Below are 16375 nucleotides of genomic sequence, written 5' to 3'. Positions count from 1 at the left end.
TACACATTTTGCCTTACCTTCGTGCATTTACTTCAGCAATAAATGCAGCCTAAAAAACAGCTTTCCCTTTTCGATCTGTCTATGATCGTTGTCAGTCTGGTCATTGGAATGGGCATCTTCCGGACACCAGTTAATGTAGCTGCCAAGGCACAGATCCCTGAATTATTCTTTCTGGCCTGGATTATAGGCGGTTTGGTTGCCTATTGTGGTGCACTGATCTATGCAGAAATCGGTTCACGTTTTCCGGTAACCGGCGGTTATTACAAGATATTTTCTACCTGTTATCATCCTTCGGTTGCCTTTGCCATTAATGGTATAGTCGTGTTGACAAGTGCCGCTTCTATGGCTGGTGTAACCTTAATTGGTTCAGAATACCTGAGCAGTGTTATTTTTCCACCAGAGATGCAGACCGACTTTTACCGGCTTGTGGTCGCTGCGGTAACTATACTTATATTTTACAGTATCAACCTGATGGGTTTAAAAGCGAGTTCGAAAGTCCAGAACATCCTGACAGTAATTAAAATTACACTCGTACTGACACTGATATGCGCTATATTTTTTGGCGGACAAACGGAAATCATCACCCCTGTATTTAAAACAGCTTCAGGTCGCGTACCTGTCTGGTCAGATTATGGAAAAGCATTGGGGATTTGTCTGATCGCAGTTACCTTTTCTTTTGCAGGATATACACAAACAATCAACCTGGGTGGCGAAGTTAAAGAGGCCAAGAAAATCATTCCAAAAGGTATAAAACTGGGTCTGTTTATTATCATTTCGCTGTACCTGTTAATCAATTATACCTATGTTAAGGTTATCGGGTTTGAACAGCTAAAAACTGCACATAGCATTGCGTCGATATTAGCAGGTAAGATTTTCGGCCCCGCAGGCTTCACCATACTTTCCGCAGTTATCTTTTTATCTGTTCTGGGTTATGTCAACGTGAATCTTTTAAGTAATCCAAGAGCGATGTTTGCCATGGGTGAAGAAAAAGCACTCCCTTCTGTTTTTGCACAAAAGAGTAAGAAAACAGAGGTGATGGTAGTGAGCCTGACTACTTTTACTGCGCTGGTGATGACTACGCTCTTTTTCGCACAGACTTTCGATAAAATTGTCAACTACTCCATTATCCTGGAATGTATCGGAACAGCAAGTTCGGCAGCTACTTTATTTATCCTGCGCAGAACTACTGCTCATTTAGATAAAAGCAATATTTACAGGATGAAATGGTATCCTGTGCTCCCTGTGTTATTTATTTCTTTTTATTTATTCGTTGGGATCAGTATTTATCAAGATGATCCTTCTGCTGCCAGCAATGGATTGTATATATTTATAGGATTCGTAGCCATTTATTTTATTTCAAAAATATTCAATAAAAAGAAGGAAATAGCCGATGCAGCAGAAGGAACTGCCCTTAAGTAAAGAGATCACGTATGCAGCCGGAATGATGGGCTGGAGCATTATGACCAATATTATTATTGTAATGCTTCCCTATTTCTACCTGCCGCCTACCAATTCCGGCTTAACTCCTTTAGTCCCTCAGCTGGTTGTATTTGGTATATTTAATATCCTGTCCCTGATTGCAGCGTCAGGCAGATTATTCGATGCTTTTTATGATCCTTTTATTGCCTCGGTGAGCGATGGAAGTACAAATCCCAAAGGCAGGCGTATCCCGATTATGCGTTATGCCATTATACCTGCGGTTATTTTCTGCGGATTGATCTTTCATCCGCTGGTTAAGGCAGAGTCTGCTATGAATGCCTGGTGGCTTACCATGATGCTGATTGGATTTTTCATGTCAGTTACGACTTATATCATACCTTACAATGCTCTACTGGCAGAATTAGCACATACAGCAGAACAAAAAGTTAAGCTTTCTACTTTTCAGCAGGTCGGTTTTGTCATGGGAATGATCCTGTCTGCGATGATCAATAATTTTGCCGATCTGATTCAGTTTGTATTTCATATTCAGGAAAGAATGCAGGCCCTTCAATATACGATCATCGGACTGAGTATTTTTTCCGGCCTGGTCATGATCCTTCCTGTGGTTACTATCAATGAAAAGGAATATAGTAATGGCAAGCCTACACATATCCCCCTGCTTCCAGCTATCAAAAATACGTTCCGCAATGCAAATTTTAAATATTACCTGATTTCAGATTTTGCCTATTATACGGCTTTAAGTATTATTTCGAGTGGTTTACTTTATTTCGTAAGCGTTTTATTGAAACTTCCTGAATCGGACGGCGGAAAATATATGGGGACTATGGTTTTCCTTTCCCTTTTATTTTATCCTTTCGTCAATTCCGGCGCAAAACGCTATGGCAGAAAAGCAATGGTACTTGCTGCTTTCGCTATCCTTAGTCTTATTTTTGTCACTATTTACTTTCTTGGGCACCTGCCTTTTCCGCCGGCTATGCAAATGTATATCCTGGTGGTTTGTGCTTCTTTTCCGCTGGCTGCTCTTGGTATTCTGCCTAATGCCATTCTAGCTGACATCGCTCAAAAAGATACCAGGCAGACCGGAGAAAACCATGAAGGCATGTTTTTCGCAGTAAAATATCTATTTGTTAAACTTGGTCAAACCCTGGGAATTGCACTTTTTGCGATGCTCACTATCTATGGTAAAGATCCGGGACACGATTTTGGCCTGCGTTTAAATGGTGTTGCAGGCTTTGTTTTATGTGTGCTCGCCTTATTGTTTTTCACCCGCTTTAAAGAAGACAAATAAGTTACGGAACTTATATGTATATTTGCGCCAGCGAAACGTAACTCTTTAAACAGCAAGGAATTCATTAATTAAACACCTGCTGATTGTTAACGTCTCTTCATTATTATACACATTAAAATTCAAACACATTGTTATTCGAAGAATTAAACCTGATTGAGCCTATTTTAAAAGCGCTGCAAGCAGAGGGTTATACTAACCCAACCCCTATACAAGAACAATCTATCCCTACTATATTAACAAGCAGAGACTTACTAGGCTGTGCGCAAACCGGAACTGGTAAAACAGCGGCTTTTGCAATTCCTATGTTACAACTGCTGAATAAAGAACATCAGAATACTAAAGGCCCGAGAGCAATCCGTGCCCTGGTATTAACGCCAACGCGTGAGCTTGCGATTCAGATTGAAGAAAGTTTCAAAGCTTATGGTAAAAATCTTTCTCTGCGTCACCTGGTTATTTTTGGTGGTGTTGGGCAAAAAGCACAAACTGATGCTTTACATCGCGGCGTAGATATCCTGATCGCTACACCAGGCAGATTGCTTGATTTAATGAACCAGGGTTTCGTAAACCTTAAAGATGTTGAAATATTTGTACTGGATGAAGCAGACAGAATGCTGGACATGGGTTTTATTCACGATGTGAAGAAAACTATTGCAAAGCTGCCTGCTAAAAGACAGACTTTGTTTTTCTCGGCAACGATGCCTGCTGAAATTCAAAAACTGGCGAATACGATTTTAACTGATCCGTTAAAAGTAGAAGTAACACCTGTGTCTTCAACTGCGGAAAAAATTGAGCAGTCTATCTATTATGTAGATAAAAACGATAAGAAAAATCTATTAATCCATATCCTTAAGGATAAAACGATTACTACAGCACTTGTTTTTACCCGTACAAAACATGGCGCAGACCGTATCGTTAAAGACCTGATTAAAGTTGGTGTAAAGGCTGAAGCTATTCACGGTAATAAATCACAGAATGCGAGACAAAGAGCTTTAACTAATTTTAAAGACAAAACTACCCGCATTCTTGTAGCAACTGATATTGCTGCCCGTGGTATTGACGTGGACGAGTTAACGCACGTAATCAACTATGAATTGCCAAACGTTCCTGAAACTTATGTACACAGAATTGGCCGTACTGGCCGTGCTGGTAACAGTGGTGTTTCCTTCTCTTTCTGTGATGGGGAAGAAAAAGAATACCTGGACGATATCGAAAAATTAATAGCCCTTAAAATCCCTGTACAGGAAGATCATCCTTATGCGATGAGCTGGCAGAGCCTGATGTCTGGCGCCGCAGCGGCAAAAGTAAAAGGAAAGAGCAAACCTTCAAGAGGTGGCCGTCAGGAAAGAACTGAATATAAGCCAAACCTTAGCGGAGCAAAAAGAACTCCAGGTGGTGGCAATGGTGGTGGTAACCGCAGATTCAGTGGCTCAAGACCTAAAGCTAAAACAGATTAATATTAAACATTAAGATCTTGAAACCGTTTCCTGTTGTGGGAAACGGTTTTTTTAGTTTCAGGGCTTTTGATGACCTGATGAGGAGTTGATTTATATTCGATAAAATAAATCAATAAAAAGTTTAAAGAATTTACAGACAACTTTAAAGAATTATACCTAATTATCATGAAAATAAGTATATTAGAACAAAAATCCCGGTATAATTATTTAGATCCCAGTTATGGAGAAAGGCAATATCATAAAGATCTCCCGGGGACATCTTACAGAAATATCCAAGGGTGATTATGTGGCGAGTGCGAAAAGTATCAGTTCAAACGCAGCACATAAAATAACCGAGAACAGCAAAGAGGGAATCATTTTCGGGGAACCGAAAAAGATGAACGGGATTAAGGATGACAGCGTTGATGTGGTAATTGGAGTGTTCTTTGACGGAACACGGAACAACAGGATCAATAATACACTTAGAACCCAGCATCAGGCGAACAGTAAAAATCCAGCCCGGGGCCTTGAGGGCCAGGATAGCTATCAAAATGCACCGTCAAATGTACAGAACCTGGCAAGAGCCTTTATGAAAGATAGACTTCACCGTCCAGTCTACATTGAGGGCGTAGCTACAACAGACAATGCAAAAGACAAAAGTATAGCTGCTGGTTTAGGTTATTTTAAAACTGGAATTCACGATAAAGTAAAAAGAGGTTGTCTGCTTTTAGCCAAAGAGTTAAGTAATCTTACAAATATTGAAGGATTAAAAATAAATAAAGTTACTATAGATATTTTTGGATTCAGCCGGGGGGCAACTTGCGCCCGCAATTTTATATATGAGATCACAAAGCCTGAAAAAGAAACCATATTGCTCAGAGATGGGATAAATAAAAATGGAGTTTATGAATCAGCAGATGGAACTTTAAGAAATAACACAAAAGTTGTCTCCTCTGAGACAGTAAAAATAATGCAACCAGCAAGAGGGATGTTGGGACAATATTTAAAGGATAATCGAGTAAAGTTTAACTCCTTTAACCTAAGGTTCGCCGGGTTGTTTGACAGTGTATCATCTTATGGGGTTATGCATTGGGACGATGTTTGGGAGTTAGATCTGAACGCAATTAATAAAATGGCTCAAATAGTACATTTAACTGCGGCTGATGAACACAGAGATAATTTTGAACTCACTGCTGTAACAAAAGGTATTACTAAAAATCTGCCAGGAGTCCACTCTGATGTTGGCGGAGGATACAGAGATCATATAGTTGACAAATTTCTTGTTAATGCTAAAAATAAAGAGAGAGTACTGGTTGCTTTAGATCCGAAAATTGAATCTGAAAGAAAAAGGTTAATAGAACAAGCCTGGTATACAAAGGAACAATTTACACTTGAAGGGAGTGAATATGAACCAAAGCGGCTTTTTGGTACCCGTCAAATTAGAAATAACTATTCTTATATTCCACTTCACTTAATGGCAGAATTTAGTAAGTTGCTTGGAGGAGTAATATTTGATAAAGATGTCCTTGCATACGATTTTAAAATAGCCGAAGATGATCCAAAATTAAACCTCAAAAAGGTATATGACAGACTTTACAATTATGCCTTTAAAGATGCGCCACCAATGCTTTATTTTACTGAACAAGAAATCGAGCTTTTAAGGGCAAAAGCTCGTGAAGGACTACTCTCTAAAGAGAAATTTGCAATGCTGGCAAATGATCATAATATGCTGAGACAACTCAGAAGTCGTTATCTTCACAACTCCGCAGATTTTGGTGACTTTGGTATGCAGCCAACATGGGATAATCAAAGAGTTATTTACAATAAAAAGTAATATTAAAATGAAAAAGATAGCTAGTCTGATTATAATAAGCCTCGGGCTTTGCTTCGTCTTTTCCTGTCAGAATAAATCTGAATCCACTATGAAAAAATACGATTGGATAGCCACTGAGAATGCGCCTAAAGAATATCCAATGCGCATTTATAGCGGGATATTATATTCTGGAAAACAAGACATGACTGCTGTTCCGGAAGGTACAACAATAAATTATGGATGGGGGGAGGCAGGCTCGGTTGAATCCTCTGGAGAAACATTAAAAGCAGCACCCAACACTTTAGATCTAACCTGGATTTCATTTACTGAAAATAAAAATTATACAGGTAAATTCCCGTTAAATGTCAAACTCATAGATTCATTATTCAGCGCAGGATATCCTGCTGAAGATTTACCGGCGGGACATGACGATTTTTTTTACTTCAAAGTTGGGATGGCGCCTGGCGGAGTTGTTGTTCTGTGGCTCAGTGGCCCGGGTAAACAGGTAGAAGTTGGCCGTTACCAGGGAAAAGAAATAAGTGATGTAGACTGGAAAAGTAAAATACCTGGCTACGATGGTACAATGAAAGAGTATGGTAAGCATATTATCGCAGATTTACCAAAAGAAGTTCAGCAGCAAATCGTTGATAATAAAATTCCTTATGGGAAGTGGGATCACTGGAGAAGACGCTTCAGCTGGAAGCCAGTAATAACTGGTGATGCAGACATCCTTAGAGTAACCATGTTCATGTTCAACAAAGAGATGGACTTTCTAATAGGAAAAAGATTAAATCCCGTTGAATACATTCAAAGGGGGGCACTTGAAAAACTCTACATCTTCTGGGTTGATCACAAGAAACGGGAAATGAGATCTCAGATAGATTTCGATGAAACAGAAACTGATCAGATATTTTCGGCATTAAAACCAGGTGAGAATTGTGACCTGCTACTACATGTGGCCAACGATGGCGAAGTGACTGTAAACTTAAAAACAGCAGCTGGGGTAATCCCATTCAAAAAGGCAAAGATCAATACCTATCTGCGTTAAAACAAAAGATCTTAATTCTGTCCCCCGAAACTTTGCAGATTCCAGGTAAAACTTAACAGAAAATACCTGGTAATCTGATTAGTCCTGCTTTCTGTAGTTGTATTGTCTGTGACCGATCTGGTCAGGTTATTTCCCTGATTTAAAAAGTCATTCCCTTCTAATTTTATACTGGCCTGTTTATTCTTGAAAAATGTCTTCTCAATAGAACCATTGATAATAAAAGGGTTCGTAGCACCAACCGAGAATCCCTGGTTGAAAGTTTTTGATGCATTCACTCCTAAGATCAAGCTCTTTAAAATAAACACCCTGCTATCCATATTAAATGCCCAGATCTGCAACGTATTCGAATTAAAACTTCTGATGGAATACATATTACTATTGTAATTATAATTCGCACTGGTGTGCATCATAATCCATTTGCGGTACATCCTTAACCCTACCCTTTGATTGATATTAACGCCTTTACCAATATTCTTCACCTCTTCTGCAAATGAAATACGGTGGTTATAATTAACCCCGCCAATCATTTCAAACGTAAATTTCTTTTTTCCAAAAGGCAAAGACCAGTAATAATTAGTACCGAAATTATAGTTACCATTCGTATTCAGATAATGCGTTTCCTGGTTAAAGTTCTTCAACGAATCAGGAACCAGCTTATCCGGGATCAACAATGTATTCGACACTACCTGGTTTTGTGTAAGCGACCCTCTTAACCCCAGCTGCAAATTACTTCCGTTCTGTGGATTAGTATGGTTATAATTCAGATTAATCAAATGATTAAATGCAGCCTTCAAATCTGGATTCCCAATTACTATATTGTTCAGATTACGTGTATCCCTTACCGGCTGTAGCTGGTTAAAATTAGGCTCCAAACTATTGCCCGAGTAAAAAGCGTTAAACTGGCTTTTAGTAGAAATCATGTAATTTAAACGTGCAATCGGCGAAAAATTAAAACCCGCGCGGTTAATCCGATCAGTTCTTCCCTCGTAAGCACCAGTTAATAAACTTGGCTGCCCCATGATCCCCAGCACATAATTGAGCTTTTTTGTTTCATAGCGGTAATTGATACCAATGATATGTTTACTAAAAGAAGAAGTATAAGAATTGCTTAAAGAATCTATCTCCCTGATATTCCCCGACCGATCTCTGTCTCTGGTATCCAGGCTATTTCTCGTATGGCTCAATGAAAATTGGTAACTAAAATCCAGGCTCCTTTTAATCAATGAGTCTTTTTCTTTCAAAGGTTCCGTGAAGGTAATATTAGCATTCAGACTATTGGTGCGGTTACGGTCATCTACCAATTGATCCAATAAAGAATCTTTAACTGCTACACCCGTCTTAGGATCATAATACTTAATCTGGTTATCCAGATCACTGTTATTAGCGGTAAGCCCGGAACTACCATTCACACCAATAGAAATGATTCTGCCCGGTTTTTTCAATTTGCGGGCCATAGAGAAATCAGCATTCAAATTAGGATTATTCTGTTTACTGATCCTTTGTGTATTTAAATCCCGGCGCACAACCCCGGTTTGCAATGACTCATTGATAGATGTACTGTTTGTACCCAGTAAAGCACCTCTGAATCCTCCTCTCAGATAATTCTCCTGATCCGTAGACTCCAGGCTCAGATCGAGGTTATGCCCATTACTTTTGGAGGAATTTGTATTCGCAGACTTGTCATAGATAATTCCCTGAGGATTTACTGTTTCAATCAGACTCTGTTGTATACTCTCGTTTTTATTGTAAACGTAATTATAGTTGCTGCCGAAAATCAGCTTCTCTTTAATCTTATCTCTATAACTGAAACCCAGATTAGAATTTGTATTGATCCCGGCCCCCGTATTGGTATTACCAGCATTTGCATTTACACCAATCTGCCGGAGGTCTCTCCACAAATAATCATTCAGATTTAAACCATAACGTTTATCCGTTCCCGCACTCGCGGTAATACTGCCAAAATTCCCATTATTACGGTCTGACTTCAGGACAACATTCAAGATCTTTTGTGGTTCTCCGGTTTTGATCCCTGTGAAATTTGCTTTATCCCCATAATCATCAATAAACTGGATTCTGGAAACCGTTCCTGCTGGTAATTTTGAAATAAACTCCTTGACATTACCCGTAAAAAAGTCCTTCCCATTCACACGGATTTTAGTCAGCATTTTACCCGCAGAAGTCACATTACCATCCTTATCTATCTCTACACCAGGTAATTGTTTCAATAAATCCTCTACCTTATCATTTTCATGAACAGCATAGGCGTCTGCATTAAACTCCACAGTATCTTTCATTACCCGCATAGGAACCACCTTACCCTTGATCACCACCTCATTTAACTGAAGTGTGGAAGATTTTAAAAGCACAGTTGGTAAAGATTGTTCCGCCACTCCATCTTTCAAAGTAAGAACTTTGCTATAAGCAACATAACCTATGCCCCTGACGAGTACCAAAATTACCCCGCTCTTCACATTCGAAAAACCAAAGCTACCTGTACTATCGGTATTACTGCTTAAAGTATCTTTACCTGTAATTAAACGCACATTTGCACCCGGAATACCCACATGGGCCGTATCCTGTACAACACCACGAAGTTGAATACCACTTTGTGCATTTACCGAAGAAAGCAGCACCATATTTAAAAATATAAATAGAAAAAGGGCTGTATATATCTTCAAAATCTTGGCTGGCAGTTATAAAAAAGAGGACTATAGACCTGTTAAGTCTTTCTGATTCTGATGATATGTAACCAATGCATCACTTTCATCAGCGGATAAGTAGGATCAAACTCGAACCACTTAGAAGCAAAATTCGGATTGTTAGGCTTTTTATGGTGATTATTCTGGAACAACTCTCCCATCATCAGGAAATCCAATGGAAGGGAATTTTTACTGTGATCATTGTTATCATGATTTGAATAACCATATTTATGACCGCACCAGTTCACAATTGCACCATGTAAAGGTCCCATCAGGAAATGAATTGGTAACAATAAGAACATCCACCAGGCTGTAGCAAAAGTCACATAAAACCAGATATAAAAACTAATGAAGACCATTCTTGTGATCCAGGAATCGCCAATTTTATCAATCAGCGGCCATGAAGGATAATTATCACGGAACTGTTCTTCCGGCTCTTCATTGTATTTTGCATAATTCAAATAGATATTTTTAGTCTGTATCATCATCCCCCATACATCCTTTACAAAATGCGGAGAGTGCGGATCTTTCTCGGTATCACTAAAAGCATGGTGCATCCGGTGAAGAATAGCATATGCCCTTGGATTTAAGAAAGAGGAACCCTGAGACAGAAAAGTAATGGTATAGAAAAACTTCTCCCAGAAAGGATTCATTTTAAACATTTTATGCGAAGCATAACGATGTAAAAAGAAAGTTTGAGAGAAAAGTGACAGGAACCAGTGCAGTAGAAAAAATATTAATATGATCATATTGAATTGCGTATACTATGGAACGGAACATCCTTCGGGATGTTTCAATTACAAAAGTAAAGAAAAGAAAAGGGATTTGGCGCGGAATGTTTCGATTATTAATTTTTTATTGAATACCGACACGCGCAAAAGAAAAGAGAGAAAAAAAGCATGTGCTTGAATTCAGTATCAAACACATGCCGGAAATATGATTTATCTGCCGAAATCGTCTGATACACGTACAATATCAGATTCATCAGATGGATTAGAAGGGTCAGTATGCTGCCAGATTTCAGAAACAATACCCCAGTCATCCAAACCTACCAGGCGATGTCTTTCTCCTTGTTTTAATTTAATAGTTTGTTCAGGAATCAATTGCTGTACATCTCCCTGCTCATCAGTCTCACTGGTAATCACACCAACTGTACCACTTACCACTCTCCATATTTCAGCACGGCGGTGGTGATATTGCCATGATAAACGCGTATTTGGTGCAACGATTAAGATCTTAGGACTTAATTTTCCTGAGATTTTCAGCTCTTCTACATTTAGTCCGTCAAAGTAAACATTGGCAAACTGTTGTGCTTGTGCCTCATCAATAACGAAAAAACCACCCCATGGACGGGTTTCATCACGATTTACTACGTTAAAACCTTCAATTTTTAGTCGCTGAGCAACACTGTCGAATATTTCTTTTTTCTGATCTGACATTATATATAAATATTTTAATGCTCAAATATAAGAAACAGTTTAAAATTCATCTGATTATTTGTTAGCACCAAATCCCCTCTTAAAGCCCTCCTGCCTTTCGCTATTCTAAATGCATTGCAAAATATCAGTTACACAAATAAACATCTCCGCAATCCATTAAAGAACCCGTTTAAATTTAAACACGCACAGGCAACATAAATTTAAACAGGCTAATAATTGATTTTAATATTTGTATTTTCGCGTCATAATGGGGAAAAAGGTAAATACAGATCCAAATTATACCATTAGGTATTAAATATAATCTTACTTTTGTAAGAGTTTGTATAAAGTTTGAACAGACCCAAAGAGTTAATCAAAGCCGTAAAGGCGATGATCAATCATTAATTTATATATGCATATGTTAAAAAGAGTTGTTATCACAGGGATTGGCGCATTAACGCCTTTAGGAAATGATGTAAATACTTTCTGGAGCAATACCATAGCTGGAAAAAGCGGAGCTGCAAAGATTACTCGCTTTGATGCCTCCCTCTTCCGCACGCAATTTGCTTGTGAACTCAAGGATTATGACGTTACAAAATATTTAGACAGGTCAGACATTAAAAGAACAGACCGTTTTACACAATACGCTTTAGTGGCGTCTGATGAGGCAATCAAAGACTCTGGCTTTGAATTTGACAAAATGGACCCATTTGACGTGGGTGTGATCTGGGGATCAGGACAAGGTGGAATGGATACTTTCGAGCAACAGTCTGCTGAGTTTGCGCTGGGCAATGGTACGCCACGTTACAGCCCGTTCTTTGTACCCAAACTGATCGCTAACATGGCTTCAGGAATGATTTCTATCCGTAACGGCTACATGGGAATCAATTACACTACAGTTTCTGCCTGTGCCACTTCCAATACAGCGATTATGGATGCTTTCACTTATATCCGTATGGGTAAAGCAAAAATCATTGTGACTGGTGGTTCAGAAGCACCTATTTCAGCTTCTTCAGTTGGTGGATTTTGTGCGATGAAAGCGATGTCAGCACAAAATGACACGCCGGAAACAGCTTCAAAACCATTTGACATTAAACGTGATGGTTTTGTGATGGGCGAAGGTGCAGGTGCACTGGTTCTGGAAGAATATGAGCATGCAGTAAAACGTGGTGCAACTATTTACGGGGAAATTGGTGGTGCAGCAATGACTGCTGACGCTTACCATATGACAGCGACCCATCCTGAAGGTTTAGGCGCTTCTCATGCGATGAAATTAGCCCTTACAGAGGCTGGTTTAACTATCCATGATATTAACTACCTGAACACACACGCAACTTCAACCCCTGTCGGAGACCTTTCTGAGACCAAGGCAGTAAGTAATCTGCTGGGAACAGGTAAAAATGAATTGTTCATCAGTGCAACAAAATCGATGACTGGTCACTTATTAGGTGCAGCCGGAGCTATTGAAGCAATTATCTGTTTATTATCGATGCGGGACAGTATTATCCCTCCAACCATCAATACAGATGAACTTGACCCTGCAATTCCATCCAACCTGAATATTGTAATTAAAGAAGCAATCTCTGCTAAAGTTAAATCAGCAATGAGCAATACTTTCGGTTTTGGCGGTCACAACGGAATCGTTGTTTTCAAATCGTTATAAACCAGGATAATTTCAAGCCGGCATGTTTTATAACAACATGCCGGCTTTTTTATGCTTAAAAATGAAGGCCTTAAACTTTTAATTGATGAATAACCTGTTCTACAGTAAACAGGATTTTATCCAGGTTTGAAGGATGGCCGGTAATTTTTGCAATCATAATCCCACCTTCAATCAGCGCAATGATAGAATAAGCTATCCGGTCAACATCTGTGTCTGCTTTAAATTCCCCTGCTTCCATTCCCGCAGTAATTAAATTACTGATATCTTTTTTCCAATCCGTAACTGCTTTCGCGGCCTTAGCCTTTAATAAAGTGTTGGTATCATCAGCCTCTATCGCCGTATTCAGGATCGGGCATCCGCCTGTCGGAAAAGATGCACCGCTGAAACTATGGTAAACCTGTGCATAAACCATCAGTTTCTCCTGGTAGCTGACTGCTTTTTGCATCCGCTGAGCGATAGTCTTCCTGATCTTGGATAAATTATAATCAAAAACCGAAAGCGCAACATCTTCCTTATTCTCAAAATTGCCATAAATACTTCCTTTGGTCAGGTGAGTAGCCTCTGTCAAATCTGACAATGAGGTCCCCGCATATCCTTTGGTATTAAATATACCCGCTGTGGTTTCAATAATAAACTGGCGGGTACGCTCTGCTTTTGACAATACATTATCCATAAAGCAAAAGTCCTGAAAATTTCTCTCCTAAACCATAGCTTACGTAACAAATTATGAGCAGAATGTTAAACAGCACGTTATAATAAATTGCATAATAAAATTATTATACTAAATTTATTTCGATAACCATTTATAAACCAACCTCCTGATAAAGGAAATGATTCAGCGGCCATAGCCACTGAATCCGAACCACTTAAACTATGAACTCATTAGGCATTTACGACTACGTCGTTTTCCTCGTTTACTTCCTCATCGTCGCCCTCTATGGCTGGACAGTTTACCGCAAAAAACAAGCACAAAAAGAAAATTCAAAAGATTTCTTCCTTGCAAAAGACTCCTTAACCTGGTGGGCTATCGGAGCCTCCCTCATTGCTTCCAACATTTCAGCAGAACAATTTATTGGAATGAGCGGATCGGGCTTTACCATGGGTCTGGCCATTGCCAGTTATGAATGGCTGGCTGCTGCTACGCTGATTATTGTCGCTATATTTTTTATTCCTGTTTATATCAAGAATAAAATCTATACGATGCCACAATTTCTTGGACAGCGGTATAACAGTACTGTAGCTATGATTATGGCCATCTTCTGGCTGTTACTTTATGTGGTGGTCAACCTGACTTCTATCCTTTACCTTGGTGCTTTAGCCATTAACAGCATCTCCGGGATCAATATTACCGCCTGTATGTATGTACTTTCTGTTTTTGCCGTTATTATTACCCTCGGCGGTATGAAAGTAATTGGCTATACAGATGTTATCCAGGTATTTTTCCTGATCCTTGGTGGTCTGGCAACAACCTACCTTGCACTGGAATTAGTTTCGACACACTTTGGGACCACTGGTGTATTCAACGGACTCTCGCTGATTAAAGAAAAAGCCGTCGATCACTTCCAGATGATCTTTCATAAAGAAGATGCACATTATATGGACCTGCCTGGTCTTTCGGTACTGATCGGTGGAATGTGGATTGTTAACCTCAACTATTGGGGCTGTAACCAATATATTACACAAAGGGCATTAGGTGCTGATTTAAAAACTGCCCGTAGCGGATTGTTGTTTGCTGCATTTCTGAAATTGCTGATGCCAGTCATCGTTGTTTTACCGGGTATTGCCGCTTATGTCTTATATAAAGAAGGTTACGGAGATTTCCATAAAGCCATGCTAAAAGACGGTTCTTTAAATGCAGATTCAGCTTATCCTGTATTACTTAACCTCTTACCGCAAGGGCTAAAAGGTTTATCCTTCGCCGCTTTAACAGCTGCTATTGTAGCTTCACTTGCAGGAAAAGCAAACAGTATCGCGACTATATTCACCCTTGATGTTTACAAGAAAGTGATTAATAAAGATGCTGACGAAAATAAACAGGTTATAGTTGGCCGGATTACCGTTATTGTCGCAATGATCCTTGCGATTATTATTGCGCCACAACTTGGAATTGATAAAAAAGGAGGCTTCCAGTTTATACAAGAATATACTGGTTTTGTTTCTCCGGGTATTTTCGCCATGTTCTTACTTGGATTTTTCTGGAAAAGAACCACGTCTAATGCTGCTTTATTTGCAACTATCGGTGGTTTTATCCTGTCTGTGGTCTTTAAAGTACTGCCATCATTCGTTAGCCTGGAATGGTTAAGCCCTTATGGTTTTTCGAAACTGGTAGAACAGAAAAACGGTGCTATGCTATATGAGATTCCTTTCATTGACCGGATGGGCTTCGTATTTGCAATTTGTGTAATTGCGATGTTCATTATCAGTAAACTGGAAAACAGAAATGGGATCAATCCTAAAGGACTGGAAGTTGACAGATCCATGTTTAAAACCAATCAGAGTTTCGCTGTCGGATCATTGATCGTAGGTGGAATTATTGTGGCTTTATACAGCATTTTCTGGTAAAATACCGCTTAAAATATCCCTGTAAAAAACAAAGCCCCTCAATCTTAAAGACTGAGGGGCTATTGCATCCATTTGTGTGTGTTTGGAATTTCATCTACCCAAAAGTTCAAATTCCTTGTATTATCAACATTGGCAAGCAACAAAACACACCACTGAAGATCCCTTAGGCAACTACCATTACCCGATTCCGGAGTTCGAATCTAACCTATTAACTGTAAAACGTAAGTAAATCAGCAAACGCTACAGCAATTAAAAATATATTTTAATCTTTCAGCAAATTTGCTTTAGTATACTCCCAATTCATCCTTGCGATATTCAATACAGAGATGCCCTGCGGACATTCTACCTCACAGGCTTCCGTATTGCTGCAATGTCCAAAACCTTCTTCATCCATACGGGAAACCATTTTCAACACTCTTTTAGCTGCTTCTTTTTCTCCCTGTGGGATTTTGGCTAAATGAGAAATCTTGGCAGAAGTAAAAAGTGCAGCACTTGAATTTTTACACGTAGCCACACAAGCGCCACAGCCAATACAAGCCGCAGAATCAAAAGCAGATTCCGCAATTTCATGAGTAATCAATAAAGTATTAGCCTCCACAGGCTGACCAGTATTAGCTGTGATAAATCCACCCGCCTGTATAATACGGTCAAAAGCCGAACGGTCAACCTTAAGATCTCGCTTTATGGGAAAAGCGGTTGCCCTGAAAGGCTCCACATAAATTGTAGCCCCGTCTTCAAACTCCCGCATATGCAGCTGGCACGCAGTTAGACCGGGAACCGGCCCATGGGCCTGCCCGTTAATCATCATCCCGCATGTCCCGCAGATCCCTTCCCGGCAATCATGATCAAATTCAACAGGCATTTCTCCCTTAAGGATCAGCTGCTCATTTAAAGTATCCATCATTTCCAGAAAAGACATGTGGTGATCCACCTGATCCAGCATATAATCTACCAGTTTTCCTTTAGTTTTTGCATCTTTCTGACGCCATATTTTAAGATGTATCTTCATGA

12 protein-coding genes are annotated in these 16375 nt (G+C 39.4%); 7 read left to right on the top strand and 5 right to left on the bottom strand.

The features are described 5' to 3' along the window. Positions 1 to 42: 42 nt before the first annotated feature. The 5 genes from HDE70_RS25325 to HDE70_RS25305 all read left to right on the top strand — a co-directional run bounded on the left by HDE70_RS25325 (position 43) and on the right by HDE70_RS25305 (position 7022). Entirely contained in the window at positions 43 to 1419 is a 1377-nt protein-coding gene (locus HDE70_RS25325; protein ID WP_183892206.1) for an APC family permease, read from the top strand. Continuing rightward, on the top strand, positions 1391 to 2728 hold the full coding sequence (locus HDE70_RS25320; protein WP_183892205.1) for an MFS transporter: 1338 nt from the start codon (positions 1391 to 1393) through the stop codon (positions 2726 to 2728). The genes HDE70_RS25325 and HDE70_RS25320 overlap by 29 nt, the downstream gene beginning before the upstream one ends. Before the next feature lie 128 nt (positions 2729 to 2856). Beyond that, on the top strand, positions 2857 to 4182 hold the full coding sequence (locus HDE70_RS25315; RefSeq protein WP_183868643.1) for a DEAD/DEAH box helicase: 1326 nt from the start codon (positions 2857 to 2859) through the stop codon (positions 4180 to 4182). 220 nt (positions 4183 to 4402) lie between these two features. Beyond that, positions 4403 to 5995, top strand: coding sequence for a T6SS phospholipase effector Tle1-like catalytic domain-containing protein (locus HDE70_RS25310; protein WP_183892204.1), 1593 nt, complete (start codon positions 4403 to 4405; stop codon positions 5993 to 5995). 7 nt (positions 5996 to 6002) lie between these two features. Then, positions 6003 to 7022: a DUF2931 family protein gene (locus HDE70_RS25305; RefSeq protein WP_183892203.1), complete on the top strand. Its 1020-nt coding sequence runs from the start codon at positions 6003 to 6005 to the stop codon at positions 7020 to 7022. An 11-nt stretch (positions 7023 to 7033) separates the two neighbouring features. Here the strand turns inward: HDE70_RS25305 and HDE70_RS25300 are convergent, their stop codons facing one another. The 3 genes from HDE70_RS25300 to HDE70_RS25290 all read right to left on the bottom strand — a co-directional run bounded on the left by HDE70_RS25300 (position 7034) and on the right by HDE70_RS25290 (position 11160). Next, positions 7034 to 9700, bottom strand: coding sequence for an outer membrane beta-barrel protein (locus HDE70_RS25300; protein WP_183892202.1), 2667 nt, complete (start codon positions 9698 to 9700; stop codon positions 7034 to 7036). Between the two features lie 41 nt (positions 9701 to 9741). After that, complete coding sequence (locus tag HDE70_RS25295; protein ID WP_183868635.1) at positions 9742 to 10470, bottom strand: acyl-CoA desaturase; 729 nt, start codon at positions 10468 to 10470, stop codon at positions 9742 to 9744. 192 nt (positions 10471 to 10662) lie between these two features. Continuing rightward, complete coding sequence (locus tag HDE70_RS25290) at positions 10663 to 11160, bottom strand: phosphoheptose isomerase (RefSeq protein ID WP_183868633.1); 498 nt, start codon at positions 11158 to 11160, stop codon at positions 10663 to 10665. A gap of 397 nt (positions 11161 to 11557) precedes the next feature. On the opposite strand from HDE70_RS25290, the gene fabF reads away from it, so the two are divergent. After that, positions 11558 to 12802, top strand: a complete 1245-nt coding sequence (gene fabF, locus HDE70_RS25285; RefSeq protein ID WP_183868631.1) for a beta-ketoacyl-ACP synthase II — start codon at positions 11558 to 11560, stop codon at positions 12800 to 12802. Between the two features lie 70 nt (positions 12803 to 12872). On the opposite strand, the gene HDE70_RS25280 is transcribed toward fabF, so the two are convergent. Continuing rightward, positions 12873 to 13475 carry a TetR/AcrR family transcriptional regulator gene (locus HDE70_RS25280; RefSeq protein WP_183868629.1) on the bottom strand — a complete coding sequence of 201 codons (603 nt, stop codon included), beginning with the start codon at positions 13473 to 13475 and terminating at the stop codon, positions 12873 to 12875. A 200-nt stretch (positions 13476 to 13675) separates the two neighbouring features. On the opposite strand from HDE70_RS25280, the gene HDE70_RS25275 reads away from it, so the two are divergent. Further along, positions 13676 to 15364: a sodium/sugar symporter gene (locus HDE70_RS25275; RefSeq protein ID WP_183868627.1), complete on the top strand. Its 1689-nt coding sequence runs from the start codon at positions 13676 to 13678 to the stop codon at positions 15362 to 15364. A 262-nt stretch (positions 15365 to 15626) separates the two neighbouring features. Here the strand turns inward: HDE70_RS25275 and HDE70_RS25270 are convergent, their stop codons facing one another. Further along, complete coding sequence (locus HDE70_RS25270; RefSeq protein WP_183868625.1) at positions 15627 to 16373, bottom strand: succinate dehydrogenase/fumarate reductase iron-sulfur subunit; 747 nt, start codon at positions 16371 to 16373, stop codon at positions 15627 to 15629. Positions 16374 to 16375: the final 2 nt, after the last annotated feature.

The organism is Pedobacter cryoconitis (assembly GCF_014200595.1).
GTDB classification, from domain to species: Bacteria; Bacteroidota; Bacteroidia; order Sphingobacteriales; family Sphingobacteriaceae; genus Pedobacter; species Pedobacter cryoconitis_C.
The sequence above is the reverse complement of the archived record's forward strand: the minus strand, read 5'-3'. Positions and strand labels throughout refer to the sequence as shown.